The organism is Carboxylicivirga fragile (genome assembly GCF_050589805.1).
Classification (GTDB): domain Bacteria; phylum Bacteroidota; class Bacteroidia; order Bacteroidales; family Marinilabiliaceae; genus Carboxylicivirga; species Carboxylicivirga fragile.
In genome coordinates this window covers 34,336-58,679 of the sequence record NZ_JBNGOY010000026.1, presented here as the reverse complement: position 1 = coordinate 58,679, position 24,344 = coordinate 34,336, and the positions used below count along the sequence as shown (strand labels likewise).

21 protein-coding genes are annotated in these 24,344 nt (G+C 35.3%); 10 read left to right on the top strand and 11 right to left on the bottom strand.

Annotated elements, in window-relative coordinates:
* The first annotated feature begins 19 nt into the window (after positions 1 to 19).
* The 3 genes from rpsF to rplI are packed head-to-tail and all read left to right on the top strand — an operon-like array spanning position 20 to position 1,108.
* Positions 20 to 370: a 30S ribosomal protein S6 gene (gene rpsF / locus ACRD7B_RS12815; protein ID WP_430824967.1), complete on the top strand. Its 351-nt coding sequence runs from the start codon at positions 20 to 22 to the stop codon at positions 368 to 370.
* 3 nt (positions 371 to 373) lie between these two features.
* Entirely contained in the window at positions 374 to 643 is a 270-nt protein-coding gene (gene rpsR, locus ACRD7B_RS12810; protein WP_430824966.1) for a 30S ribosomal protein S18, read from the top strand.
* Positions 644 to 661: 18 nt separating this feature from the next.
* On the top strand, positions 662 to 1,108 hold the full coding sequence (rplI, locus tag ACRD7B_RS12805) for a 50S ribosomal protein L9 (protein WP_430824965.1): 447 nt from the start codon (positions 662 to 664) through the stop codon (positions 1,106 to 1,108).
* A gap of 146 nt (positions 1,109 to 1,254) precedes the next feature.
* On the opposite strand, the gene ACRD7B_RS12800 is transcribed toward rplI, so the two are convergent.
* Positions 1,255 to 1,632, bottom strand: coding sequence for a RidA family protein (locus ACRD7B_RS12800; protein WP_430824964.1), 378 nt, complete (start codon positions 1,630 to 1,632; stop codon positions 1,255 to 1,257).
* A 30-nt stretch (positions 1,633 to 1,662) separates the two neighbouring features.
* Positions 1,663 to 4,395, bottom strand: coding sequence for a putative LPS assembly protein LptD (locus ACRD7B_RS12795; RefSeq protein ID WP_430824963.1), 2,733 nt, complete (start codon positions 4,393 to 4,395; stop codon positions 1,663 to 1,665).
* A 148-nt stretch (positions 4,396 to 4,543) separates the two neighbouring features.
* On the opposite strand from ACRD7B_RS12795, the gene ACRD7B_RS12790 reads away from it, so the two are divergent.
* From ACRD7B_RS12790 to ACRD7B_RS12775, 4 genes are all read left to right on the top strand, one after another.
* Positions 4,544 to 5,647 carry an N-acetylmuramoyl-L-alanine amidase family protein gene (locus ACRD7B_RS12790; protein WP_430824962.1) on the top strand — a complete coding sequence of 368 codons (1,104 nt, stop codon included), beginning with the start codon at positions 4,544 to 4,546 and terminating at the stop codon, positions 5,645 to 5,647.
* 74 nt (positions 5,648 to 5,721) lie between these two features.
* Entirely contained in the window at positions 5,722 to 6,963 is a 1,242-nt protein-coding gene (locus ACRD7B_RS12785; protein ID WP_430824961.1) for an MlaD family protein, read from the top strand.
* Positions 6,964 to 7,279: 316 nt separating this feature from the next.
* A complete protein-coding gene (dnaA, locus tag ACRD7B_RS12780) occupies positions 7,280 to 8,710 on the top strand; it encodes a chromosomal replication initiator protein DnaA (protein ID WP_430824960.1) in 1,431 nt (476 codons plus the stop codon).
* Positions 8,711 to 8,875: 165 nt separating this feature from the next.
* Positions 8,876 to 10,990, top strand: a complete 2,115-nt coding sequence (locus tag ACRD7B_RS12775) for a M3 family metallopeptidase (RefSeq protein ID WP_430824959.1) — start codon at positions 8,876 to 8,878, stop codon at positions 10,988 to 10,990.
* Between the two features lie 135 nt (positions 10,991 to 11,125).
* On the opposite strand, the gene ACRD7B_RS12770 is transcribed toward ACRD7B_RS12775, so the two are convergent.
* The 3 genes from ACRD7B_RS12770 to ACRD7B_RS12760 all read right to left on the bottom strand — a co-directional run bounded on the left by ACRD7B_RS12770 (position 11,126) and on the right by ACRD7B_RS12760 (position 12,902).
* On the bottom strand, positions 11,126 to 11,668 hold the full coding sequence (locus ACRD7B_RS12770; RefSeq protein WP_430824958.1) for a glutathione peroxidase: 543 nt from the start codon (positions 11,666 to 11,668) through the stop codon (positions 11,126 to 11,128).
* Between the two features lie 107 nt (positions 11,669 to 11,775).
* Positions 11,776 to 12,420 (bottom strand): protein-L-isoaspartate(D-aspartate) O-methyltransferase, encoded by a 645-nt coding sequence (locus tag ACRD7B_RS12765; RefSeq protein ID WP_430824957.1) that lies wholly within the window; start codon positions 12,418 to 12,420, stop codon positions 11,776 to 11,778.
* Positions 12,421 to 12,458: 38 nt separating this feature from the next.
* On the bottom strand, positions 12,459 to 12,902 hold the full coding sequence (locus tag ACRD7B_RS12760) for a nuclear transport factor 2 family protein (protein WP_430824956.1): 444 nt from the start codon (positions 12,900 to 12,902) through the stop codon (positions 12,459 to 12,461).
* Between the two features lie 169 nt (positions 12,903 to 13,071).
* Between ACRD7B_RS12760 and truA the strand changes: the two genes are divergently transcribed.
* Complete coding sequence (gene truA, locus ACRD7B_RS12755) at positions 13,072 to 13,857, top strand: tRNA pseudouridine(38-40) synthase TruA (RefSeq protein WP_430824955.1); 786 nt, start codon at positions 13,072 to 13,074, stop codon at positions 13,855 to 13,857.
* Between the two features lie 7 nt (positions 13,858 to 13,864).
* Here truA and ACRD7B_RS12750 read toward each other — a convergent pair whose 3' ends face one another.
* The 3 genes from ACRD7B_RS12750 to ACRD7B_RS12740 all read right to left on the bottom strand — a co-directional run bounded on the left by ACRD7B_RS12750 (position 13,865) and on the right by ACRD7B_RS12740 (position 16,956).
* Positions 13,865 to 14,608 (bottom strand): shikimate dehydrogenase family protein, encoded by a 744-nt coding sequence (locus ACRD7B_RS12750; RefSeq protein WP_430824954.1) that lies wholly within the window; start codon positions 14,606 to 14,608, stop codon positions 13,865 to 13,867.
* A gap of 3 nt (positions 14,609 to 14,611) precedes the next feature.
* Complete coding sequence (locus ACRD7B_RS12745) at positions 14,612 to 15,496, bottom strand: DUF368 domain-containing protein (RefSeq protein WP_430824953.1); 885 nt, start codon at positions 15,494 to 15,496, stop codon at positions 14,612 to 14,614.
* 65 nt (positions 15,497 to 15,561) lie between these two features.
* Entirely contained in the window at positions 15,562 to 16,956 is a 1,395-nt protein-coding gene (locus ACRD7B_RS12740; protein WP_430824952.1) for a tetratricopeptide repeat protein, read from the bottom strand.
* A 1,004-nt stretch (positions 16,957 to 17,960) separates the two neighbouring features.
* On the opposite strand from ACRD7B_RS12740, the gene ACRD7B_RS12735 reads away from it, so the two are divergent.
* Together ACRD7B_RS12735 and ACRD7B_RS12730 are read left to right on the top strand one after the other, a co-directional pair.
* Positions 17,961 to 19,289, top strand: coding sequence for an amidohydrolase family protein (locus ACRD7B_RS12735; protein WP_430824951.1), 1,329 nt, complete (start codon positions 17,961 to 17,963; stop codon positions 19,287 to 19,289).
* A 75-nt stretch (positions 19,290 to 19,364) separates the two neighbouring features.
* A complete protein-coding gene (locus ACRD7B_RS12730; protein WP_430824950.1) occupies positions 19,365 to 21,764 on the top strand; it encodes a GumC family protein in 2,400 nt (799 codons plus the stop codon).
* 4 nt (positions 21,765 to 21,768) lie between these two features.
* Here ACRD7B_RS12730 and ACRD7B_RS12725 read toward each other — a convergent pair whose 3' ends face one another.
* From ACRD7B_RS12725 to ACRD7B_RS12715, 3 genes are read right to left on the bottom strand one after another with little or no spacing between them, the layout of a single operon-like run.
* A complete protein-coding gene (locus ACRD7B_RS12725) occupies positions 21,769 to 22,932 on the bottom strand; it encodes a nucleotidyltransferase family protein (protein ID WP_430824949.1) in 1,164 nt (387 codons plus the stop codon).
* Complete coding sequence (locus ACRD7B_RS12720) at positions 22,929 to 23,684, bottom strand: glycosyltransferase family 2 protein (protein WP_430824948.1); 756 nt, start codon at positions 23,682 to 23,684, stop codon at positions 22,929 to 22,931. Before ACRD7B_RS12720 ends, ACRD7B_RS12725 begins: the two co-directional genes overlap by 4 nt.
* Positions 23,685 to 23,699: 15 nt before the next feature.
* A complete protein-coding gene (locus ACRD7B_RS12715) occupies positions 23,700 to 24,224 on the bottom strand; it encodes a DUF7935 family protein (RefSeq protein WP_430824947.1) in 525 nt (174 codons plus the stop codon).
* Positions 24,225 to 24,344: the final 120 nt, after the last annotated feature.

The following is a 24,344-nucleotide window of genomic DNA, read 5'->3' as shown; positions in this document are numbered from 1 at the left end:
CTTCTAAAATTAAGAAGATATGTTAAATCGTTATGAAGCCGTTTTCATTTTAACTCCCGTTTTGTCTGATGTTCAGATGAAGGAAGCGGTCGACAAATTCAAAGGTTTGATTACCGAGAATGGGGGCAAAATGATAAACGAAGAGAATTGGGGCCTTAGAAAATTGGCTTATCCAATTCAGAAGAAATCAACTGGTTTCTATCAGTTGTTCGAATTTGAAGCAGACCCTACTGTAATTGCTAAGTTTGAGTTAGCATTCCGTAGAGACGAGCGCGTTATTCGTTTTCTAACTTTCAAGTTAGATAAATATGCTGCTCTATATGCTGAGAAAAGAATAAAAGCAACCAAAAAAGAAAAAAAGGAGAATTAAGCCATGGCACAGAATCAATCAGAAATCAGATATCTAACGCCTCCATCGGTAGAGATTAAGAAGAAGAAGTATTGCCGTTTCAAAAAGAACAAGATCAAGTACATCGATTACAAAGATCCTGAATTCTTAAAGAAATTTTTGAACGAGCAAGGTAAAATTTTACCTCGTCGTTTAACTGGTACTTCTTTGAAATATCAAAGAAAAGTTTCTCGCGCAGTTAAGCGTGCACGTCATTTGGCCTTGTTGCCATACGTAACCGATTTGATGAAATAAGAAAAAGGAGGATTTACGATGGAAATTATATTAAGAGAAGATATTCAGAATCTTGGCCATAAAGATGATATTGTAGTTGTGAAAAACGGTTACGGTAGAAATTACTTAATCCCTAAGGGATTAGCTATTTTGGCTACCACTTCTGCCAAGAAAGTACACGCTGAGAATAAGAGACAAAGAGCTCATAAAGAAGAGAAAATCAAAAATGAAGCTCTAGAAGTTGCTAAAACATTAGAAGGTAAGTCAATTACTTTAGGTGCAAAAGCAAGTTCAACAGGTAAGATTTTTGGTTCAGTTAACACTATTCAAATTGCTGAAGCTTTAACTAAAGATGGATTCGCTGTAGAGCGTAAAAATATCTCTATTAAAGAAGATGCTGTTAAAGAATTAGGAAGTTATACTGCGACTGTAAAATTACACCGCGAAGTGAAAGTTGACATCTCTTTTGAGGTTGTTGCTGAGTAACATTTATTAATCTACGGATTAAACATTTTTCAAACAAACATAAAAACCACCATGGGGACATGGTGGTTTTTCTTTTGCTAAAAATTGAGCATAAAAAAAGACCGCATTGGGAAGAATGCGATCTTATATTATATATGTTTTTGTTGTTATTTAACCGCGATGGTTTCAATTTCAACCATTACCGATAGGGGTAATTCGCGCACCGCAAAAGCAGCTCTTGCCGGAGGGTTCTCTTTGTAGTATGAACCGTATACATCATTCATAGCTTTGAAATTAGCCATGTCATTTAGTAAACAAGTCGATTTTACAACATCAGAAAATTGGTAACCAGCTTCTTTAAGAATTGCAGCAATGTTTTTCATTACTTGTTCAGTTTGTTCTGTGATGCCACCTTCAACCACTTTGCCAGTAGCTGGGTTCACAGGTACTTGCCCTGAGATATAAAGAGTTCCATTAACTTCTATGGCCTGGCTATATGGCCCGATTGCTCCGGGAGCATTTTCTGTTGAGATAATTCGTTTCATCTTTGTTAATTAGTTTATTAAGAGTTTTTATTATTGATAGAATCCAGGGTTGTCTCGCGGACTGTTTCGTTTTTCGTATTTAAGATCCTGTAGCATGCTAGAATTAACTCGAATGGTAAAGAAGTACGATTTGTACCTGCCTACCGGAACGATGTTAAAATTCATGCTCCAACAGTGCAAATCGCGACTAACCCCAAGGTTAGTATGAGCAAGAGTTTTCATGTCGAAACTATATCCAGTTGAAAAGTTAACCTTCCATTTGGGAGTTAAAGATACATTACCATTAAGGTTGACATCAGAGGTGACCTTCATGTCGTAATCCATCTTTTCCTTATTAAAACCATCGCGACTTAAGCGTAATGAGTAGTTGACAGAAATAGTCCATGGCATTGAGAACTCAGCATAACCATCATCTCCCATGAATAAATTGGTGTTTCTATCTTTATCAAAGGAGGGGAGTTGTGAATTCAGATTATTTGGATCCATCGGAGGTGGAATGTTTTCGTCCTCTTCTTGGCCTTCCTCTTCTCCGTTATTATCATCGTCTTTTTTCTTGAAAGTATCGGATCCAAAATTAAAACCAAAGCTAAGATTAGCACTTTCTAGTCGGGCAATTTTTCGTTGCGTTGACCATACCGATTTGTCAACACGAATGGGTTGGCCTGTGCTAGTTGTATCAAGGGCGTAAGGGTCAAAACGTGCGCCAAAGTTAATATTTGTTCCGAGTACCTTTGTTCTACCTGACATTGATATGGGTTGCCATTTTAAAGAATCAGCTAAGAAATTGTAGCTTGTATTAAAGTTTAGGCTTTCTATTATTTTAACTTTCTTAAAGCCTGTAGTGTCTTTGTCACTTTTAAGTTTCATTTCAAGGGTATTTCCCAAGCTTAATCCCATTGAACCAGAACGTCCCTTTCCAGGAGTGCCGTATAAGGAGCCTTCATAATTGGAATAATCATGACGTACAATTTCGTCGCGGCTTTCATCGTAATATTCGAAATAATCGTAGTAGCCGTATTTGCTTTGCCCGAAATCTGGACGATAAGAAAATGATACGGAAGGTGTAGCCACATGGCGAATATTGTCAACTTTATCACCGAATAATTTTTCCCATGGTTTAAAGAAAGTGTAGATCTTGGTAGATGTACCAGCACTTAAACTATAGTCATAAACTCGATTAAATCCGGCTGTAGTATCCGTATTTACTACTTGTTGATTAACTTCGTCATATCCTTGCTTGATCTGTTTGAAATACCAACGTTCCGTATAATTAAAAGAAGGATTAACTGTAAAGTGTTTCAAAAACTTTAAACTCATAGCAATTGGAACACTATGTTTAACTCCATTCTTCCATTGATCTGTTAGGCTATTGCCCGAAAAGGACAAGTCACTTTCTTTAGTATGCACGTAATTTTTGAGGTTACCCGTGTATGATAAGCTAATTTTTTCTAGTAAATTTTCGTCTGTTCCTACCTTGTTTTTTCTTTTAAAGGGGTAAATACGATTTACAGTAAACGTTAAGTCAGGTATTGTTAGATCAATAGTAGTATCTCTACTGTTTTGTGAGTGCAGCAAGTTGGCCGAGAAATTAAACGGACGTCCCGCCCACCTTTTACTATACGATATACTTGAACGTTTTGTATTTCGAGAAATGTCGTTAGCATTCGGGTTAACCAGATTGTTTACATTGTTTTGGTCGAATGAACTTGTCGAGAAGTTAACACTTGCCGAAAATGTTTGATATGGATTGGCCTTGGCATCTTGACGATGTGTCCAGGCAATTGACATATCTTTTGTTTTTCGATAATCAGGTAAATCTTTTTCGCTAAATATATTATTGATGTATTGAAAATTAAATCTACCCCCGAATTTATATCTTTTCTTATAGTTAGATGCGAAACGAGTTGCCCATGATCCATTGGTAAAAATGTCAGCTTGTACCATTAAATCAAAATAATCGTTAGCGGCCCAATAGTATCCGCCGTCGGTTAATCCGAAACCTCTGACCTGTTCATCTCGATACGATGGAAAGATAAAGCCAGAACTGTAGGATGAAGTACTTGGTATAATTGCAAATGGAATGGCAATTGGCAATTTTACATCTTCAACAACTAAATAGGCAGGCCCTGTTACCGTTTTCTTTCCAGGAATTACTTTTGCCTTGGTTAAATTAAGATAAAAATGAGGATGATCATGATTATCGCAAGTTGTGTATTTAGCATGTTTCATGCAATAGGCATCGTCTTCTATCTTTTTGGCACGACTTCCTACCACAAAACCTTCGCCTTGTTCTGTTACGATGTGTTCAATAATGGCTTTTTCTGACTTGAAATTATATTTCATACGACGCATGGAGTATTCTCCACTTGGGTCGGTGAAAACTGGTAGTCCTATTTCTTGATCAAGAGAATCAACAGTACCATATGCTAAAGCGGTACTGCTATCCATATCTAAAACAATTGTATGTGCTTTAAGTAGTACATCTTGATAACTTACTTCCGCATTACCGTACAAATATGTTTTTTTAGTAAGCATGTCAGTATATATGGAATCAGAAGCTTTGTACTTAACTTCAGCGTCAATGGCAAAACTGGCAGGTGAATTTACTGTACTGTCCTGACGTGTGCTATCTGGTAATGCATGAACAGGAGTTAGCTGTTCTTGGGCAAGTAATGTATTTGAATGAAAAGAAAATAAGATAAATGCTATAATAAAGATGAGCAATTTATCCTTTTCTGACTTTATTAAGTTTGATTGTATCAATGTGTTTTTTTTTCAAGCGTCACAAAAATAATCAAAAAATGGGCACATGGCAGGAAAGAGAAAAAAAATAGGTTTAAAAAATGTCTTTTTTATCTCTTCATTATTTTTCTATTTTTGAACTGCATTAAAGCTTGTAAACCGTAAATGTATGACAATTTATCCAGTATATACACGCAGTTTTTTTATTGTTTTATTTAGTTTATTCTTCTTGCTTCCTAAGGGACAGTTGATTGCTCAGGAATCAATACGCTTTAAAACGGTGGTTATTGATGCTGGTCATGGGGGCCGTGACCCTGGTGCAACTGGATCTAAGGTTAAAGAAAAAGACGTAGTTCTCAAAGTGGCTCTAAAATTAGGTCAGTATATCAATGAATATTTACCCGATGTAAAAGTTGTTTATACAAGGGATAAGGATGTATTTGTTCCTTTAAATAAGCGAGCGGATATCGCGAATAGGAATAATGCAGATTTATTTGTGTCCATTCATGCCAACTCAATTGGAGCATCTTCAATATATGGTGCCGAAACTTTTGTTCTTGGTCTTCATCGATCTGAAGAAAACTTTGAGGTGGCTAAGAAAGAGAACTCAGTAATTGTGCTGGAAGAAGATTATAGTACAACTTATGAGGGTTTTGATCCAAATTCCTCTGAGTCGTATATTATATTTGAATTGATGCAAGATGTGCATTTAGGTCAGAGTATTAGTGTAGCATCTATGATGCAAGATCAGTTTCATAATAGGGTTGGTAGGCGTGATAGAGGTGTAAAACAAGCAGGATTTTTGGTGCTGCGGAAGGCATCAATGCCCAGTGTTTTAGTGGAACTAGGTTTTTTAAGTAATAAAAAGGAGGAAGCTTTTATTGCTTCTGAGAAGGGACAAACTTTTATGGCGTCGGCTTTATTTAGAGCAGTTAGGGATTATAAAAATGAGTTTGACTCTAAAAGTAAAATGGACGATCATGTGCAGTTAAATCGCGAATCAGAAAAACAATCCATTTCGTCTATTGTGTATCGTATCCAAATTGCCTCTTCAAAGAAAGAAGTTAAAAAAGGAACTTCTTTTTATAAAAAGTTTGATAATATCTGGATGTATAAGGATGGAGATAGGTTTAAATACACTACAGGGCAGAGTGACAATTATGATGATATATTACAGCAAATGAAAACTGTAAAGAAAGATGTAAACGACTGCTTTGTTGTTGCATTTGAAAACGGTAGTAAAATTAGGCTAAGTGAAGCAAGGGCAAAGTAATCTTCCTATATTTGTATAAAATTATATTATAAAACATTAGACATTTCGATGTGGTGGTGTGATAATAATTAGCTATGAAAAAAGAATTTAAAATTGGTCTTACAGTTTTTGCAGCATTTATCATTATTATTTGGGGACTTAACTTTCTAAGTGGTCGTGATATATTTCGCGTAGGTGATTATTATTACGGTGTTTATGCACGTATTGATGGCTTAACAAAAGCAAGCCCTGTTTTTTATCGTGGATTTAAAGTAGGAGCTGTACGAGATATTGATTTCCATAGTTCAAAATCGGATATGTTCATTGTGACCTTTCAAATGAACAAGGACTTGATTTTGCCAAAAGATTCACGAGCGCAGATCTATAGTTTAGACTTAATGGGTTCAAAAGGAGTTCAATTTCTACCTGGCAGCGATACTGAGTTGTTGGCTATGGGAGATACAATGAACACCTCCGTTATGGGTGACTTGAAAGATCAGGTTAGTATGGAGGTGTTGCCCTTAAAAGATAAAGCTGAGCGTTTAATTGTCCAACTCGACTCTGTCTTTACTAATCTTGGTGATATTGTCAATGAAGATAATAAAGCTAATTTGTCTAAGAGTATCGAATCTTTTAGCAAATCGATGGATAACTTTGAAAGATTATCCGCTTCATTAGCTAATAAAATGGATGATGATGGTGATGTAACGAATATGATCTCACGTATGGATTCACTAATGATCGTCTTGAATGCGCAGGCGCCATATATTGATACAACTTTTAAAAGTTTGGCGGGTTTTAGCCAACAATTGGAGGCGGCTCAAATTGATGAATCGTTAGCTGCGCTAAAAACTACACTAGGCCAAACTTCCTTATTGCTTACTAGTATAAATCAAAGTGAGGGTACTTTAGGATTGTTATTGTCTGATAAAGAGCTATATTATTCACTTACGGATGTTTCTGCTAACTTAAATCGTTTGTTGATTGATGTGCGTCATCATCCTGATCGCTACGTTAACTTTTCTGCGGTTAATGTAGGTAAGAAAGTTGTCGTTTCTGATAACGCTTATGGTATTCATGGGGTTATATATCAGATTGTGCTAAAGCAGTCAAAGAAACCTCTTAAAATGGATTCTGTTGTGGTTAATTCTAAATACAGAGTATTCGAAGATTATAGAAAATCACGTTATTACTATTCCATCGCCCAATCAGAGTCGTTTGTTGAAATTCAAAAAATATTTGAAGAAATAAAGCCTCAATTTGAGGAATCTTGCATCGTAGCGTTTGAAAATGGGGAGGAAATCAGTCTTAAAAAGGCCCAAAAACTTACTAGGTAAAATATATATATACTGTTAAAAATGTTGTGTGAAATTTTTTTTAATTAAAGGTTAAGTTTTTTTTCACTTATCTGTCAAATGATTGAAAACACTAGAGGTACGGCAAGCTGCTATTATTCACGGTAACTTGTATGTTGCTGAAAATGAGATTTTTTAGTTCAAAAACCTTAAGTTGTTGATTTCTAGTGGTCGAATTGTAGTAATTAGAATGTCAAGAGAATTAATGTTTTTTTTTCACATATTTTTTCACAAAATTTGTTTTCAGAATAGGGATAGTCACTGAACATAATTCTAAAAAGAAAACCGAAATATAAGAATGAAAGTCGATTACGCAAAAGTTTGGGATGCTTGTCTTCAAGTTGTAAAAGACAATATACCTCAAACGAGTTACCAAACCTGGTTCGAACCCATTGAACCGCTCAAACTTGAAAAAGATGTACTCACCATACAGGTGCCAAGTCTTTTTTTCTATGAGTATTTAGAAGAACATTACATTGATCTTTTAAGTAAAATTTTAAGAAATAAACTTGGAAATGCAGCTAAGTTGGAATACAATGTGGTTATGGACAATAGTCATGTTGCAAATCGAAAACCTTATACCTTAAATTTTCCAACAGCTAATAAAACCGATTTAAGAAATCGCCCTGTTGCCGTTCAATCAAACAATGAACGTCCGGATATTCGTAATCCTTTCGTAATACCTGGAATTAAAAAATTGAATGTCGACCCACAATTAAATAGTGATTATAGTTTTGAAAACTATATTGAGGGAGAATGTAATCGTTTGGCACGAAGTGCAGGTTTAGCAGTAGCTAAAAATCCTGGTAAAACTGCTTTTAATCCATTGTTTCTTTATGGTAACTCTGGTCTTGGAAAAACTCATTTAGCACAATCAATCGGTATTGAGGTTAAGCGTAATATGCCTGAAAAAACTGTATTGTATGTTAATGCTAATAAGTTTCAAACTCAGTTTACTGATTCGGTTCGAAATAATTCGCAGAATGACTTTCTTAATTTTTACCAGATGATAGATGTACTTATAATTGATGATGTGCATGAGTTTGCTGGAAAAACTAAAACACAAAATACATTCTTTCATATATTTAATCATCTTCACCAATCAGGTAAGCAGTTAATTATCACAAGTGATAAAGCACCTGTTGAATTGTTAGGTTTAGAAGATCGATTATTATCACGATTCAAATGGGGCTTATCTGCCGATTTGCAGGTGCCTGATTTTGAAACAAGAGTGGAGATTTTAAATCGCAAAATTTATACCGATGGATTAACTGTACCAGAGGATGTGGTTTATTACATTGCAAGTAATGTGATTAACAATGTGCGTGAACTAGAAGGCGCATTAATCTCGTTATTGGCGCAGGCAACACTCACGAAGAAGGAAATTACTTTCGATTCAGCTCGTGCCATCATTGATAAATTAGTTAAGAAAACCACTAGGGAGGTGTCTGTTGAATCTATTTCTCAAACGGTATGTGATTATTTCGGAATGGGACTTGATTTATTGCAATCGAAAACACGTAAACGTGAGATAGTGCAAGCACGCCAGATTGCAATGTACTTTAGTAAGGGAATGACAAATTCATCTCTATCTGCCATTGGAGCTAAGATTGGTAAAAAAGATCATGCTACTGTATTACATGCATGTAAAGCAGTTAATAATTTGATTGAAACAGATAAGGACTTTAAAGGTCAGATTAAAGAAATTGAAGCGCAATTGAAGTCATAATTGTTGACAATTAGATAATAATTTGAAAGACATTCCATTCCGGGATGTCTTTTTTTTATTTTTACGTTTCTACTATTAATAAAATAGTAAATTTGGAACGATCATTTACATCAATCATAAATCTTTCGTTTAACCACTTGATTATTTATTTCTAAATCATTGAAGATGAAACAGACATTATTGTTTTTAACAACTTTACTTATGACTTTATCTGCATGTCAGGTTCAGGAAAAAAGTGAAGGTGAAAATCCTTTTTTTTCTGAATACACAACTGAATTTAAGGCTCCACCTTTTGATCTTATATTGGAAACGCATTATTTGCCTGCGTTTAAAAAAGGTATAGCTGAACAAGAAAACGAAATAGCTGCAATTATTGCTAATTCTGAAGATGCTAATTTTACTAATACAATTGTTGCATTTGATCGCTCAGGTTCACTTTTAAATAAAGTGGGCAGTGTGTTCTTCAATGTAAAGGAGACTGATAACAACGAAAATTTACAGCGTATCGCTCGTGAGGTAACACCGATGTTAACAAAGCATAAGGATAACATTTCCATGAATATGGATCTGTTTAAGCGTGTAAAACAAGTCTATGACCAACGTCAAACTTTAGGTTTGACTGCTATTCAAATACGAGTTGTTGAGAAATATTACATGGATTTTGTGCGTAATGGAGCTGAGCTTAACGACGAAGATCAGTTGAAATTAAAGGCTTTGAATGAAAAATTGTCCTCTCTTCAATTAAAATTTGGCGAGAACCATTTAGCAGAATCTAATAGTAATTTTGAATTAGTAATTGATAATAAAGAAGATTTGGCTGGTTTGCCTGAAGGTGTTATTGAGGCCGCTGCGTATCGGGCTAAGCAAAAAGGGCAAGAAGGAAAATGGCTTTTTACCATTCAAAAACCAAGTTTGATACCATTTCTTCAATATGCAGATAAGCGTGAGTTAAGAGAGCAATTATACAGTGGTTATTTTAAAAGAGGAAATAACGATGATGCTTTTGACAACAAAGCCATCGCTGCTGAAATGGCCAAGATTAGATCGGAACGTGTTCAATTATTAGGTTTCAATACTCATGCTGAATATGTGATTGATGTGAATATGGCTAAGACGCCGGAAAAAGTATACGATTTCTTGAATCAACTTTGGGAGCCTGCCATAGCTGTTGCTAAAACGGAAGTGAAAGAAATGCAAGCAATTATTGATGCCGAAGGTGGTGATTTTAAACTGCAAAGTTGGGATTGGTGGTATTATTCCGAAAAGCTAAGAAAAGCTAAATACGACCTTGATGAATCGCAAATAACGCCATATTTCAAGTTGGATAATGTGCGCGATGGTATGTTTTGGGTAGCAAATAAGTTGTATGGAATTACATTAACACCTATTAATAGCGTACCTGTTTATAACGAAGCGGTTGAAGTATTTGAAGTTAAGGAGAAAGATGGAAAGCATTTAGGTTTATTGTATCTTGATTATCACCCGCGTGATAGCAAAGGTACGGGAGCATGGTGTACTGGCTTTCGTGAATCAATTACTATTGATGGAGTGAAGACTGCACCTTTGGTTTCGATCGTTTGTAATTTTACGAGTCCAACAGCGGATACGCCAGCTTTATTAAACTTTGATGAAGTATCAACCTTATTTCACGAGTTTGGTCATGCGCTTCATGGTCTTTTTACCGAAGGAGAATACAAAAGAATTGCGGGAGTAGTACCACGTGATTACGTTGAATTACCGTCACAAATTATGGAAAATTGGGCTGCTGAACCTGAGGTATTAAAGCAGTATGCACGCCATTATGAAACCAATGAAGTTATTCCGGATGAGCTTATTGAAAAACTTCAGAAGAGCGGACATTTTAATCAAGGCTTTATTACATCTGAGTATTTAGCAGCTTCTATATTAGACTTAGATTGGCATAGTCTAAAGGCTACTGATGATTTGCAAGATGCAATGGAGTTCGAAAAAGCATCGATGGATAAAATTGGTTTGATAGATGAGATTTGGCCACGCTATCGTACGACCTATTTTGGGCATATTTTTGATGGTGGTTATTCTGCGGGGTATTACGTTTATATTTGGGCTGCAGTGTTTGATACGGACGCATTTGCTGCATTCAAGCAGACTGGTGATTTATTTGATCAAGAATTAGCTGCTAAGTTTCGTCAGCATTGTTTAGCTGAATGTGGTGATGATGAAGGTATGGTTCAATACCTTAAGTTTAGAGGAGAAGAGCCTTCTGTGCAACCTTTGCTTGAAAAGCGGGGATTGAACTAAAATTGCCAAATGATATTATAAAAAAGGGTGTTTGACGATTGATCAAACACCCTTTGCTTTTTCAAAAAAGCTGTCAATATTCACGAATGATTGTCATAAGGGATAGTTATAACAAACTCTATTATTGATCAGCTTTTAGCCTTTAAGCCAGGTGATTATTTCGTCATCATAAGGTTTTGTTCTTGGTGATACTACTTTTACTAAGTTGCCTTTTTCATCAATTAAGTACTTCTGAAAATTCCATTTCACTTTGTTATCTTCAAGTTTGTTTAAGTTTTCTTGAGTTAACCATTGGTAAATAGGGTGTATATCATCACCCTTTACCGAAATTTTTGACATGAGTTGAAAAGTAACTTGATAATTTTCTGTGCAAAATTCCTTAATTTCCAATTCACTACCTGGTTCTTGACTCATGAAATTATTAGCAGGAAAACCAATGATTACAAAATCATCTCCTCCATATTCTTCATGTAGCTGTTGCAGTTGTTCGTATTGAGGAGTTAAACCGCATTTACTCGCTACATTAACAATCATTACTTTTTTACCTTTTAAGCTTTTAAAATCAAATGCTTCTCCATCAATCGTTTTAGCTTCGTATTCATAAATTGATGCCGGTGTTTGTGCTATTAAGGATACGGAAATAAATAAGAGTAGTGACAATGTCTGTGCTATTTTCATCGTTTAAAGTGTTTTGTTTTCTAATATTCTTTGTTTGTAAAACATCAATGTTGAAGAAATGTTTTGTTGTGCTTTAGGTGAATTAATTAAAAGGGATTATTGTTAATTTATTGATGTCGCATGAATGGAACAAACCTTACTTGAATCAGGTTCTTTTCAGTTATTCCATTTACAGATTTTGTAAATAGTTTTAGTTGCTGTGTTCCACCTTTTGGCCCTATGGGTGCAATGAGAGATCCATTCAATTTTAATTGTTGTAAAAGTGGGGTAGGAACAGTTTTGGATGCTGCAGCTACAATGATCGCATTAAAAGGAGCGTGATCGGGCATGCCCTCATATCCATCACTGTTTCTGCAATTAACATTTGTATAGCCAGCGGAACTAAGGTTGTTTTTACCTAATGTAAATAGCTTACTAATTATTTCAATGCTACATACTTCTTTGCATATTTCAGCAAGAATTGCGGATTGATAACCACAGCCAAATCCAATGTCCAGAACCTTATCTGTTGGTTTAAGTTTAACTTGTTCAAGCATGAATGCAATAATGTACGGTTGCGATATGGTTTGATTGTACCCAATGGGTAAGGGCTTGTCATCGTACGCCCTGGTTATATACGCTTTGTCAACAAACAGGTGCCTCGCTACTTTTTGCATTGCTTCAATTACCCTTTTGTCAGATATTCCTCTGCCCATAATCTGGGTAAATACCATTTCTTTTCGTAAGGCTGAATAGTCGGTTGATTTATTCAAAAGTGTCACGTATAAGTTGTTGTAAATATTTGTTTGGTTTAGTCAATGTTTGGTGATGTGTAAGGTATTGACATGTGACTTTGTACTATGAGCCATTTATTGTCTCGTTTTTCTAAAACACCTGTGTGTCTGAATCCTTCAATTCTAGTTGGTTCGCCCTTGGTTTCAAAACAAGTGTCCAATAGTTGAGAATACCAGGCTGTGTTTTCAGTTGCATTAAGTCTAATGCGGGTGTTTTTCTCTGTAATTGTTAAATCAGTTTTTGTTTTAATTGCTTCAGCCATCCATTCGTAGAAGCTCGACCAGTTATACCAAATTTCGTCTATGTCCGTGCCAAAATGAACTATGTCTGTGTCTTGTGAAAAGCTCATTGTGAATGCTTCCAGGTCTTTACTTTCTTGCGCTTTTAGCATTTGATCCAGTACCGCTTTTATCGGTGCGACTTTAACCTTGTTTTGAATTCTTAAATCAAGCGTTTCCATGTTGTTGGCTTTAAGGTGAGAATAGAATTGTGCTGGTTTTCTGTTCTACTAAATTTACTACCCAAGGCTGTTTTTGTCAAGTTAATGATCGATGGTTTCAGAATTATATTTTTATCAAGAATGGTGTTATTACTGAAAGGTGTATTATTTTTGTGACAAAGAGAATAGAATGGTTCGGTACTTTATTGAGATGGCCTATAATGGTGCTAATTATCATGGATGGCAAATACAGCCTAACGCAATTTCGGTGCAGGAAGTGATTAACGATGCCCTTTTTAAGGCTCTGCGACTCGAAGTAAATGTGGTTGGAGCAGGACGCACGGATACCGGTGTTCATGCTTCTTTTTTTGTGGCGCATTTCGATGTTGATAAGGCAATTGATGATGTCGATCAACTTTTATATCGCTTGAATCGAATCTTACGAAATGATGTTGTGGTTTATCACATCAGCCGAGTGTCAAATGAAGCCCACAGTCGTTTTAGTGCCTTATCTCGAACTTATCATTATTATTTAAAAGGAGAAAAAACGCCATTCTTTAATGAGATATCGTACCGTCCTCATTTTAATGTAGATATTGCATTAATGAATCGCGCAGCGCAATCTTTATTTGATTATACCGACTTTACAAGTTTCAGTAAATTACATACAGATACAAAAACAAATAATTGTAAGATTTTGAAAGCAGAATGGATAAAGGTGGGTGAGGTGTATGTTTTTGTGATAAAAGCCGATCGTTTTTTGCGTAATATGGTTAGGGCTGTTGTAGGTACCTTGCTAGAGGTTGGTAGAGGCAAGCTGTCGATTGAGGACTTCAAAACAGTGATTGAGTCAAAGGATCGTGGAAATGCCGGTACGTCAGTTCCTCCACAAGCTCTATTTTTGGTTGATATCGAATATGACCCGATATTATTTACTGCCAAGTGCAAAAAGAATCCACCAATTGAAGTTGGTTAATTAGTAATTAATCGTTCCAGATATTCCACGATGCTTCTGCCTGTAGGTGAAGCATGTCCAAGCCATTCTTTACCTGAGCGCCTCTTTCCAATCCTTTTTGCATGTATAGGGTTATATCCGGATTGTAAGTTAGATCGTACAATAAATGTTTATCGCTTAAAAGTTCATAAGGGATATCTGGGCATGTATCTACCTTCGGAAACATACCAAGCGGCGTAGTATTAACAATTACCGTATACTCATCAAGTACTTCTTGGCTTAATTCACTATACTTAATACTATTTGCGATACCATCCTTGCGCGATACATATTTGCTTTTAATGTTCATTCTTTCGAATGCATATGCTGTAGCTTTAGCTGCACCGCCCGAGCCTAAAATGAGTGCCTTTTTGTGGTGTTTATGTAATAGTGGCCGAATAGAATTACTGAATCCAATGACATCTGTGTTATAGCCAATTAGTGTTGCTTTCTTGTTTTGCCATGTTATTTTTATAGAGTTTACAGCTTTTATTTTTTTTGCTGTCTCATCCAATTCGTCTAAAAATGGTATAACAGTTTCTTTATATGGTATTGTTACACTTAGGCCGGCAATGTAGGCATGGTGGTTTAAAAGTTCCTTAAATTCGTTGATGTTTTCTAATTCAAAATTTAGGAAGCGAGCGTCAATTGCTTCCTCTTTAAATTTTTGAGTAAAATATTTGTACGAAAATGATTGTGCTAAAGGATATCCAATTAAACCGTATGTTTTCATAGTCTAGGCTTTTTTGTTGGCAATAATTTCAGTTGATGCTATGCTGACTATTCCTAAAATAATAAAGAAAATTGCAAAATAAAACTCTCCATCCATTTGAGGTGTATAATAATCAAAGCCAATTGTCTTTATTTTTTCACCAAATTGTTCCGTAATTGGCTCTTTCCATGGCCATAATATGCCTAATGATCCGGTAATAAAACCGGTTAGCATAGCAATGGTTTGATTATGGAATTTTTTAAGAAGCCACGATAGTATGTGCGAGAAAGCAACTAATCCAACACCAGCTCCAATAGCAACCGGAAATAGTATTTTCAAATTAAACTCACTTACGGCTTTAATCATTACTAATTGGTAATTCCCCATTAATATTAGAACAAAGGAGCCTGATAAACCTGGTAGAATCATACTGCAGATAGCAACCACACCACATATAATCAGGTAGAAAAAGGATGCATTTTCAGATGCTGGAGATAAAACAGAAATTGCTACTGCAGCTCCTGTTCCAACCAGTAAGCTAATTATTGAGGAGATTGACCATTTTTCAACGGTTTTACCAACAAAGTAGATTGAAGCAATAACAAGCCCGAAGAAAAAGGCCCAGATGAATATTGGGTAATGTTCAAACAAATATTCGAATAGCTTAGCAAGGGATATAATAGCGGCTCCAACACCAAAAAACAAGGAGATAAGAAATGCTAAGTCGATATGCGAAGCAAAAGCTTTGAATTGACCAGATAACAAAAGTTTAAGAGCTTTTATGTCAAATGATTTGATCGCATTAATCAAGCGTTCAAATATGCCTGTTATGAGAGCAATTGTTCCGCCTGAGACACCAGGTATTACATTGGCAGTCCCCATTGCAGCTCCCTTTAATGCTGTACTCATATAGAAGGAAATGTTTGACTTTTCCATTTATGTGCTATGTGTTTATTGATTAAAATTGAATAGATCTAAGGAAGTAATTCTTTTATTTCCTTTACTTCTAATAGTTCGGGTAACTCTTCAAGAAGCGTATTTAAATTATCATGACTTGTGTCCAATGCAATTTTTAACTCCTTAATGGCTGCAGGAATATTCTTTAAATATTTGAAATAAATAATAGTTCCAAGGTAATTGATTGCTGCAACACCTTGGTAGCGATCTTTTATTTCTAACAAATAAGTATTTGCGTTAAAATTTTCATCAAGGCTTTGTTTGAGTTTGAATAACTCTATCCATCCTGAAAATTCTTCCGGATCTATATTTAATCCATTTTCTAAACTACGTGTTGCGTCTTCAGCTTTATCCAGTTCGAAAAGCCCCCTAGCATGGGCGAACCAATAATCTGCATTCACAGGATTTTTACTTATCGCTTCATCAATGGCTTGAAGTCCTTCTTTAAAGTCTTCCTTTTCCATTTGAGCCGTGCCTAAACCGTACCAAGCATCACCACTATCAGGTAATTCTTTAGTAATGAGTTTGTAGAAACGGATGGCCATGTCGTAGTTGCCCATTTGTTCCCAGCAATCGGCGATGTACTGATAGGTCAATAAAACATCGTTACTGAGCGAAATGTGTTCAAGGTAAGCATCCAGAGCTTCTTTAAAACAACCATTAAAAGCCAAGCTATTACCTTTGTTGAAGTAGGCTTCGCTATGCAAAGGATTAATGGCTAAGGTGAAATCATAAGCGCGACTCGCATCTAAAAAACGCTCTTCCTTATTGTATAAAATACCAATATTGTACCAGCCGTTTTCCGAGAATGGATTAACGTCAAGTAGTCGCTCGTATAATTGAATGCTTTCTTTTCGCTTGCCATTTTTATCCATGGCAAAGGCTAATTCAAAAAGCGCATTCTCATGTGTTGGGTTTTTAGAAATTAGCTTGTTCAGAAAAGGGATCGATTCATCATAAATCTCCTCCTGATGCATGTTGTACGCTATTTCTAATAGTATATCCTCTTCATCATCAAAAGCCATATCAACCGCTTTATGAAAATGAGCTACTGCTTCTTTTATTTTACCCAGGCGCATTTTTACCCAACCCATGGTAATAAAAACTTCGTAGTTAGTGCTTTCGATGGGTGCAACTTCCTGTAGCAAGATTAGTGCTTGTTCAAGTTGATTGTTATCAGCTAATAAACCCGCTTTTTTAACCTTAAGAGACGTTGCTTGAGGGTGTTGCTTTAAGCCAATAGCAAGTATTTGCTCGGCTTGATCTATTAAGTTTTTATCTAAGTAAAACTCAAAAATATTTTCAACCTGATGTACGTCAAAGTAAACTTCCTTATCTGTACTAACCATTCTTTCAAATCGCTCTACCGCTTCAAGTACATCATCTTGGCTGGCGTGCAAGAAATCCTGCATATATTCTTTCTATTTTATTGCGTAAAAATACCAAATATATTCTGAATGTCAATTTTTGAAATGGTAATCTATCAACAGCTTATTCACAATGTGATATGTTTTTCGGGAATGCATAAAAAAACAAAAGCTCCTCGAAGGGAGCTTAAGTTATTTGGGTATTTAACATTTAAGGAGATACAAAAAAAAGAGGCTGAACTTTTGGTTAGGTTGCAGCCCCTAGCCTGAAGAGAAATTGCACGTGCATCGCCAAACACAGAATGTGCAATTGTGTCTTTTCAGACAGCCGTCTGATTATAAATGAAGTTATGAACGAGTTTTAGAGAAACGTTCATCTATTTTAATTAGAAATCGCCATTTCATAAGTGAGTTTCTTCATTATAATATCGACTATTTGATATGAAGGTTATACCTTCGAGTTCTGGTAAGTGTTAAGTTGTGCTATTTGCATTACCAGTGTTTGTCGTTACAAATCGGGGTGATATTATCAATAGGCATGCCAATTGGAGTAAGTTGTAGTAAATGAGTGATTAGGGTTTTGATAGCTTTGTTTGTTCGAATATTATGTGTTCGTATTCGATACACCTTTGTGTTCATTATCGTGCGCTGATTGAATCGTAAAAGAGTTTGCTAAGGAAAATAATTTAGTAGGCAGAGCCTATAATTATGAGGATAATTCCGGAAAGGATGCCAATTAAATAAAGAGTAGTGCAGAAGTTGTGGTGCTAACCAATAAGACTGGTAAAACAGCATTTTTATTGACTGATATCTTTTTTAGAACATCGTAAAAGCCTAAGAAGGATGCAGATATTAGAGCAAAGAAAAACCACATTTTTTATTGCCAAAAGTATTAATTTATACGAAATGATTAGCAAGACAGATATACATAAAAACAAGGTGTCTTTTTTATTTATGATTGTTAAATAGAATGTCTTTTAAGATTCTTTAATTGAGGTTCATTTGCATAACTATTGTGTTTTCAATACATTTAATGAAAATCTTCGGCAATGGACTATGTGTTAATCAAAAATGGCAAAATCGTGGATGGCACTAATGTGCTTGAAAAGGATTTGCTTATTGGTAATAATAAAATTTTAGCCATTGAAGATAATTTGGAGCGACCCGAACCTGAAACGCCTGTTATTGATGCTGGAGGTAAATACTTAATGCCAGGCGCACTTGATATCAATATTTCTTTCTTCGACGCATGCAGTCAGGAACCCGAGTCGCAAAGAAAGTTTAATCAAGCTGAAATTGTTGGGGGTACCACAACGGTTCTTGAAACAATTGTACCCGGTTTATCGGATGATTCCAGCCTTGAGCTTTTAAAACAAAAAAAACGACCTCTAAATGTGGTGCCGGATTATGGCTTTCATTTATCCTTGCAAGGATGGGATCGTTTTGATGAGAAGGAGCTGGATTATTGTTATTCGCACGAAGGAATCACTTCTTTCTTTTTGCAGTGGCCATTAGATGATGAAGGTGAAATTGCGAATTTGATTGAACTGATTAAGACGGCTGCTCAATTTGATTTGTTGTTAATGGTTGAGATGGATGCCCCTTTTGATGCAAGTAATTCTTCATTAAAAAAGAGTTACGAGTATGAACAAGCCATTAAACAATACCTTTTAAATCTAAAGCGAATATTGGATCTGTCTACATCTGCAGGCTGTAAAGTATTGCTTCAAAACATTTGTTTTAGGGAGCAGATTGAAATTATATTACTTTTCAAAGAAACAGGCTTGGTATATTCCGAATTGATGTATCCTTTTTATTTGGGTGATTCAGCGGACTATAAGGTCGATAAGAACTCAGTTTTTTTCGGAATTCCTCTGGTTGATACATTAAGTTTAATTTCTCATGAGGAATTCTGGGAGCTGATTAAAAGTGATCATTTCTTTATTGTTCGGCCGTCATTAACGCTTTCGAGCGAAGGTGTAGTTAAGGATAGTCAGGTTCATAACCGTCCCGATGAATATTTTTTAATAAAGAATTTTTTATCTGTTATTTACACTTCGGGCGTTATTCGAGAGAAGATTTCTTTGATGGAATTTGTTTCGATTATGGCTGAGCGAGCGTCGAAACTGATGGGTTTATATCCAAAAAAAGGCGTGCTAAGAACGGGTTCTGATGCCGACTTAATTATTTGGGATCCTGATTATGAGCGTAATATTTACTGTAATTTTCCGCAAGAACTTGATTCGAAGCCTATAAGTTTGAAATTAAAAGGAAGGGCGGAGTTTGTTTTTGTTCGAGGATTAATGGCTTATAATGGCGAAGCGTTTTCAGGAGATTATGCACTGGGTAGTTTTCTGTATCGTAGCCCAATCCAATAGTGCTTTTTGTCTTTCTATTCTACTTAATCTTATTAATTCTTAAAATGATTATATTTGGGCAACAAACTGTAGCTAATGTCAACAGAAACATCACAAAATTCATATTCAGGAAATAGTATTGATTCACAAAAAAAAGCAGATTCATTGTTTGATTTGAATCGCATTTTATTTTTGTTGCGTAAAAATTGGTATCTATTTCTTATTTCATTTCCCATTTGTTTAGGTTCAGTATTTATGTATCATCGCTATACTGTTCCGGTTTATCAAGCGCGAGCTACTTTACTGTTGAAAAGTGGTGAGAATCAATCTGTTTCAAAATCAGATTTAATTGAGGGATTTGGATTATCACCTGAGGTTAGGAGTGTGGAAAATCAGACCTTTATTATTCGATCTCGAAAATTGATTAAAAAGGCCATTGATCGACTTGATTTTGGTTTGTCGTATTACCAGGAAGGGATGATTAAGGATACGGAATTGTACCATAATAGCCCGTTTGTTGTCGAATTCGATTCATTACATCCTCAGTTGCTTAATGTACCGATATCAATACAGTTTACCTCGAATGGTTCTGTTGATTTAAAAGTTGAAGCCGAAGGTGGTCGTTTGTATAATTATAATAAGCAATCGGGTGCGGGTGGCTTAAGTGCGATTAACTTTGCAAAACAGGTTAAGCTAAATGAATGGGTTACTGAAAAGGGATTTTCATTTAGGATTAAAGGTGTATCTGGTCAAATTAGTCCTCAAAATAAGTACTACGTTGTTTTTAAGTCGCATAATCAATTGGCTGGCGAATATCGTGGTAGTTTAGGTGTGAGTCCTTATCGCGAAGGATCGAATATTGTTTTTATTACTTCAGTAGGAACCAATACTGAGAAAATTAGGCGGTTCTTAGATGAACTATCGATTGTTATTCTGGAGCATAATCTTGATCGAAAGAATTATATGGCGACTCGATCTCTGGATTTTATTGAGGTGCAGTTAAAGAGTATAGCTGATACCTTAGATAAAGTGCAAAATAGACTATTGAACTTTCGAAAAAACAATCGATTTATGGGACCCTCTGAGTTTTCTCAGAAATTAGCAGAGCAATATTTTGAGGCGGATAAGGAGCTGAAGATGATTGAAATGCAAGAGGGGTATTATAGATATCTTCAATCTAATCTCGAAACAGCTACCGATATAGAGGAGTTTATGTTGCCTGCTGTTGATGATGAAAATACCGGATTGGTTAATCAATTGGTTATGCAATTGATTACACTTGAAGAGGAACGTGAGATGCTGACTTCGGCAGCAGAGAGTGATAATCATTATATAAAAGCATTAGAAACTAAAATTGGAGTTACGTCTGATAATTTAAAACGGGCGGTTAATCAGGTGCTCAAAAGCTATGAATTGGAGAGGGGTAAAATTACTCGTAAGATGGATGGTGTTGTTGATGATATGGATTTGTTGCCCGACTTGGAAAAGAGTTATTTGAAAATTGATCGGACTTATAAATTAAACGATGCTATTTATACATTCTTACTCCAAAAGCATTCTGAAACTCAAATTGCTAAGGCAAGTAATGTTCCAGACAATGAAATAATTGACAACGCTTCAATTTCTGCAATTGTTTCTCCTAAAAGTAAAAGTAATTATCAAAAAGGCTTTATGCTTGCTTTGTTGATTCCAGTTGGTTTCATTGTTTTAAAGGAGTTTCTAAATACCAAGGTTAGGGGTAAGGATGATGTGGATTATTTGGTGCCTAATTTGCCTATTATGGGTATGATTATTCATAGTAAAAGCGATGCTCAAAATGTGATTCATGATAAGCCTCATTCTGTTATAAGTGAATCGTTTCGTGCTATTCGTACCAAGTTGAAATTTATGTCGAGCGGAGCCGGAGCTAAGATTATTTCTTTAACGAGTACTAATACGGGTGAGGGAAAAACTTTCTGTGCTCAAAATTTAGCATCCGTTTTTAGTATTTCAGGGAAAAAAACTGTTTTACTTGGTTTTGATTTACGTAAGCCCCGTCTTACTGCATTGTTTGATTTAAATGGTCGTGATGGTTTATCCAATTATTTAATAGGGCAATGTTCTATTGAAGATATGATTTATGAGACTTCATATGATAATTTATTTGTTATTCCGGCCGGGCCAATTCCACCAAATCCTAGTGAATTGATTTCGGGAGATAATACCAATACGCTTTTTGAATACCTGCGCTCTAATTTTGATGTGGTAATTGTGGATTCGCCGCCGGTAGGTTTAGTGGCAGATGCACGTATGTTGATGCAATTTTCAGATAATAACTTGTTTGTTGTTCGAGCCAATTATACACTTAAGGAGCATATGAAATTAACGGTTGATAACCTTATTCATGATGAAGTTGGGAACTTAGGTCTAATCGTTAATGACGTTTCTTTAAATGAAAAGTCATATGGTTATTATTCTGCCGAATACTATGATGGTAGTCAATATGCTAATTCTTAGATTACTATTTCAATCTTAGTTTTTTAAGAGTGTGATTTATGATATAACCAGACGAACGATAGCTGGTTATAGCAATGTGTTTCAGTAATTGTAATCCTTTTAAACTGTTGTTTTTAGTCAGGCGTAGATTGATGATGGAAAGTTTTTCCTTGAGGCTCTTGGCTTCGTTTATTTGTTCAATAATTAATTGATAGCTTTCGCGAGTGTCCTGTTGTTCATTTGCTCTAAAGCTTTTGGTAACTCTGTCAATATCTATCTTTCTAATGGTTTTATCGGTGTTTATCGGCCAATTTGGTAACGTTTTATTGCTAAGCAGTGAATAGAATTCGCCAACAAAACTAAGTGCAGGAATCAATTTATGTTGTTTGGCGAAGTCATTAAGCTCTTTCTGGTTAATTTGATCCAGGTCGTTCACAAGCATGTGTAAATCACAAAACCACGAAAGCCTAAGTCCACCTCTTAAAAACGTATAATATAGGTGTAGGGCAACGTGAATTGCTGTGTGTGCCACGCTCGGGCCTGGTATCGAAATGTTTTGCTTTTCCCACATTATTCGATGTTTAAATAATGTAGTTGTATCAATGTTGTATTTCGAGTTTATTGGAAACAGTGTCTGGTGTATTTCAATTAAACTGTTACCATATTTAATTTGAGGTAAGTGATGATCGTTTGCTGCAATCGTAAAAGGCATTTGTTTACCAGATGCACCACCATTCATTAATACCTTGTATGCCTCTACTACTTTCCCTGTTTCAACAATAAAATCGATATCGCTCATGGGGCGTAAGGAGGCATCGCTGTATCTTGTATGAGCCAATAGGCTTCCTTTTAGGAAGAGGAACTCAATGTTGTGCTTCGTTAAAGTGTTTTGAATCCATTTAATGGTTTCGAAATGTTGCGTGTTATTGAGTAGGGTTTTGAAGTATGAATTCTGTAGTGTTTTTTTAGATGAATCGCTTAATGTTTCAGTGGTCTTGTGTTTAAATAATAATGGAGCAACACCGTTTTTAGTGCTATATGCCGTTAATTTAGTTTCGTCAAATATGCTTGTTTCTGCTAATTCTCCATTATTAAAAATGTTTTTAATAAGAAATTGCTCATGAGCCTGCAATTTGCTTTCAAAATAGATGGCAAGTTCGTTGTTTGTATTTGACTTATTCGTACTCACGATTTCTTGAAAAATTGATGAAGCTTACTCGTGTTCTTTTTTATTAATGCCACTGCACCACCAATGTTATTTCTTTTGAGCGCCAGATAATCTTCTTTCGATTTTGTAAGGATGTTTTTAATGGATCGATTACTCGCTCCACCAACACGCATTTTAATCATTAGTCGATTATTAAAAATGCTTGCTGTATGGGGATGTGAAAAAAGCCTCAGTACGAAATCAAAATCGGCAGCTATTTTATAGTCTGTATTGAATAAACCTATTTTCGAGAAATGTTCTTTATTAATGTATAGGGTAGGATGTGGTGGCATCCATCCTTTTTTTAACATGCTTTTCTCAAATGGTTTGCTAATCCATTGTCTGATGGTTTTGTCAATATTGTTTGCACTTACATAATCGAGATTGCCATAAACTGTGTTGTATTCGTTGTTGGATACTAAGTCTATTAAAGTTTCAATTACTTTGTTGTTTGCAAAAATATCATCTGCATGTAAAAAACCAATCCATTTACCACTTGCCATTTTTACGCCCTTATTCATCGCATCGTATATGCCGTTATCAGGTTCGCTAATCCACTTATTAATTAGTTTTTCATTTTCTTTAATGACATCAACTGTGTTATCGGAAGAATTGCCATCTATTATTATGTATTCAATTTCTTCATATGCTGTTTGCTCAGCAATACTTTTAATGGTTGATTCTAGAGTTGTTGCACTGTTGTATGTAACAGTTATTAAGGATATTTTGTGCATGTATATTTCTTGTACCTATAAATACATTAATTCAATGTCGTTATTCAGTTTCTCTTTTGCCTTTGTAATGTAATAGTTTGTTTCATTAATGGTTTTCTCAAGTATTTTGTGTGCAAGTTCCATTGATGGGTTATTGGGTTGAACTTGGCTTGAGCATGTGTTGATTAGTTTACTAACTTCATCGCGTGCCTTTGTAACATACTCCCACGTTTTTGAAGGCATATATATTTGCATTGCTATGTTGTGATCAAATTCGGTTCTGATACTTTTTAGAAGCTGCTTGTGAAGTTGCATGTTGCTTAAGCCTGCTTGCTGCTCTCTAAGAATAAGTGTTTCCGGATGAATACGTTCTAATAAAAGAGTTACTCTTTCGTAGGCCTGTATCTTATTTGGTATTAATTCTTTCTTTAGTGAAGAAGCTAATTCTATTTGTTTGAGCTTAAGGTTGTGTTTTAAAAAACATCTTACCAATATTAATAATGGTATTGCAAATAAAAAGAATGGTAATGATGATTGAATAAGTTCGTTCAGGTTGAGCATGAAATATTATTTATTATTAAAGAAATCAATTCGTAACTGTTTAATCCAATAAAAAATGGTTTAAAAACTTTTAATTTAGTAGATAAATGAATTAAATAATCAAATATTGTTAGATCCGAA

What these genes read in the sequence shown, in the direction of transcription:
- rpsF (WP_430824967.1), top strand. Translation starts at nt 20, where the DNA reads ATGTTAAATCGTTATGAAGCCGTTTTCATTTTAACTCCCGTTTTGTCT.
- rpsR (WP_430824966.1), top strand. Translation starts at nt 374, where the DNA reads ATGGCACAGAATCAATCAGAAATCAGATATCTAACGCCTCCATCGGTA.
- rplI (WP_430824965.1), top strand. Translation starts at nt 662, where the DNA reads ATGGAAATTATATTAAGAGAAGATATTCAGAATCTTGGCCATAAAGAT.
- ACRD7B_RS12800 (WP_430824964.1), bottom strand. Translation starts at nt 1,632, where the DNA reads ATGAAACGAATTATCTCAACAGAAAATGCTCCCGGAGCAATCGGGCCA.
- ACRD7B_RS12790 (WP_430824962.1), top strand. Translation starts at nt 4,544, where the DNA reads ATGACAATTTATCCAGTATATACACGCAGTTTTTTTATTGTTTTATTT.
- ACRD7B_RS12785 (WP_430824961.1), top strand. Translation starts at nt 5,722, where the DNA reads ATGAAAAAAGAATTTAAAATTGGTCTTACAGTTTTTGCAGCATTTATC.
- dnaA (WP_430824960.1), top strand. Translation starts at nt 7,280, where the DNA reads ATGAAAGTCGATTACGCAAAAGTTTGGGATGCTTGTCTTCAAGTTGTA.
- ACRD7B_RS12775 (WP_430824959.1), top strand. Translation starts at nt 8,876, where the DNA reads ATGAAACAGACATTATTGTTTTTAACAACTTTACTTATGACTTTATCT.
- ACRD7B_RS12770 (WP_430824958.1), bottom strand. Translation starts at nt 11,668, where the DNA reads ATGAAAATAGCACAGACATTGTCACTACTCTTATTTATTTCCGTATCC.
- ACRD7B_RS12760 (WP_430824956.1), bottom strand. Translation starts at nt 12,902, where the DNA reads ATGGAAACGCTTGATTTAAGAATTCAAAACAAGGTTAAAGTCGCACCG.
- truA (WP_430824955.1), top strand. Translation starts at nt 13,072, where the DNA reads ATGGTTCGGTACTTTATTGAGATGGCCTATAATGGTGCTAATTATCAT.
- ACRD7B_RS12750 (WP_430824954.1), bottom strand. Translation starts at nt 14,608, where the DNA reads ATGAAAACATACGGTTTAATTGGATATCCTTTAGCACAATCATTTTCG.
- ACRD7B_RS12745 (WP_430824953.1), bottom strand. Translation starts at nt 15,496, where the DNA reads ATGAGTACAGCATTAAAGGGAGCTGCAATGGGGACTGCCAATGTAATA.
- ACRD7B_RS12740 (WP_430824952.1), bottom strand. Translation starts at nt 16,956, where the DNA reads ATGCAGGATTTCTTGCACGCCAGCCAAGATGATGTACTTGAAGCGGTA.
- ACRD7B_RS12735 (WP_430824951.1), top strand. Translation starts at nt 17,961, where the DNA reads ATGGACTATGTGTTAATCAAAAATGGCAAAATCGTGGATGGCACTAAT.
- ACRD7B_RS12730 (WP_430824950.1), top strand. Translation starts at nt 19,365, where the DNA reads ATGTCAACAGAAACATCACAAAATTCATATTCAGGAAATAGTATTGAT.
- ACRD7B_RS12720 (WP_430824948.1), bottom strand. Translation starts at nt 23,684, where the DNA reads ATGCACAAAATATCCTTAATAACTGTTACATACAACAGTGCAACAACT.
- ACRD7B_RS12715 (WP_430824947.1), bottom strand. Translation starts at nt 24,224, where the DNA reads ATGCTCAACCTGAACGAACTTATTCAATCATCATTACCATTCTTTTTA.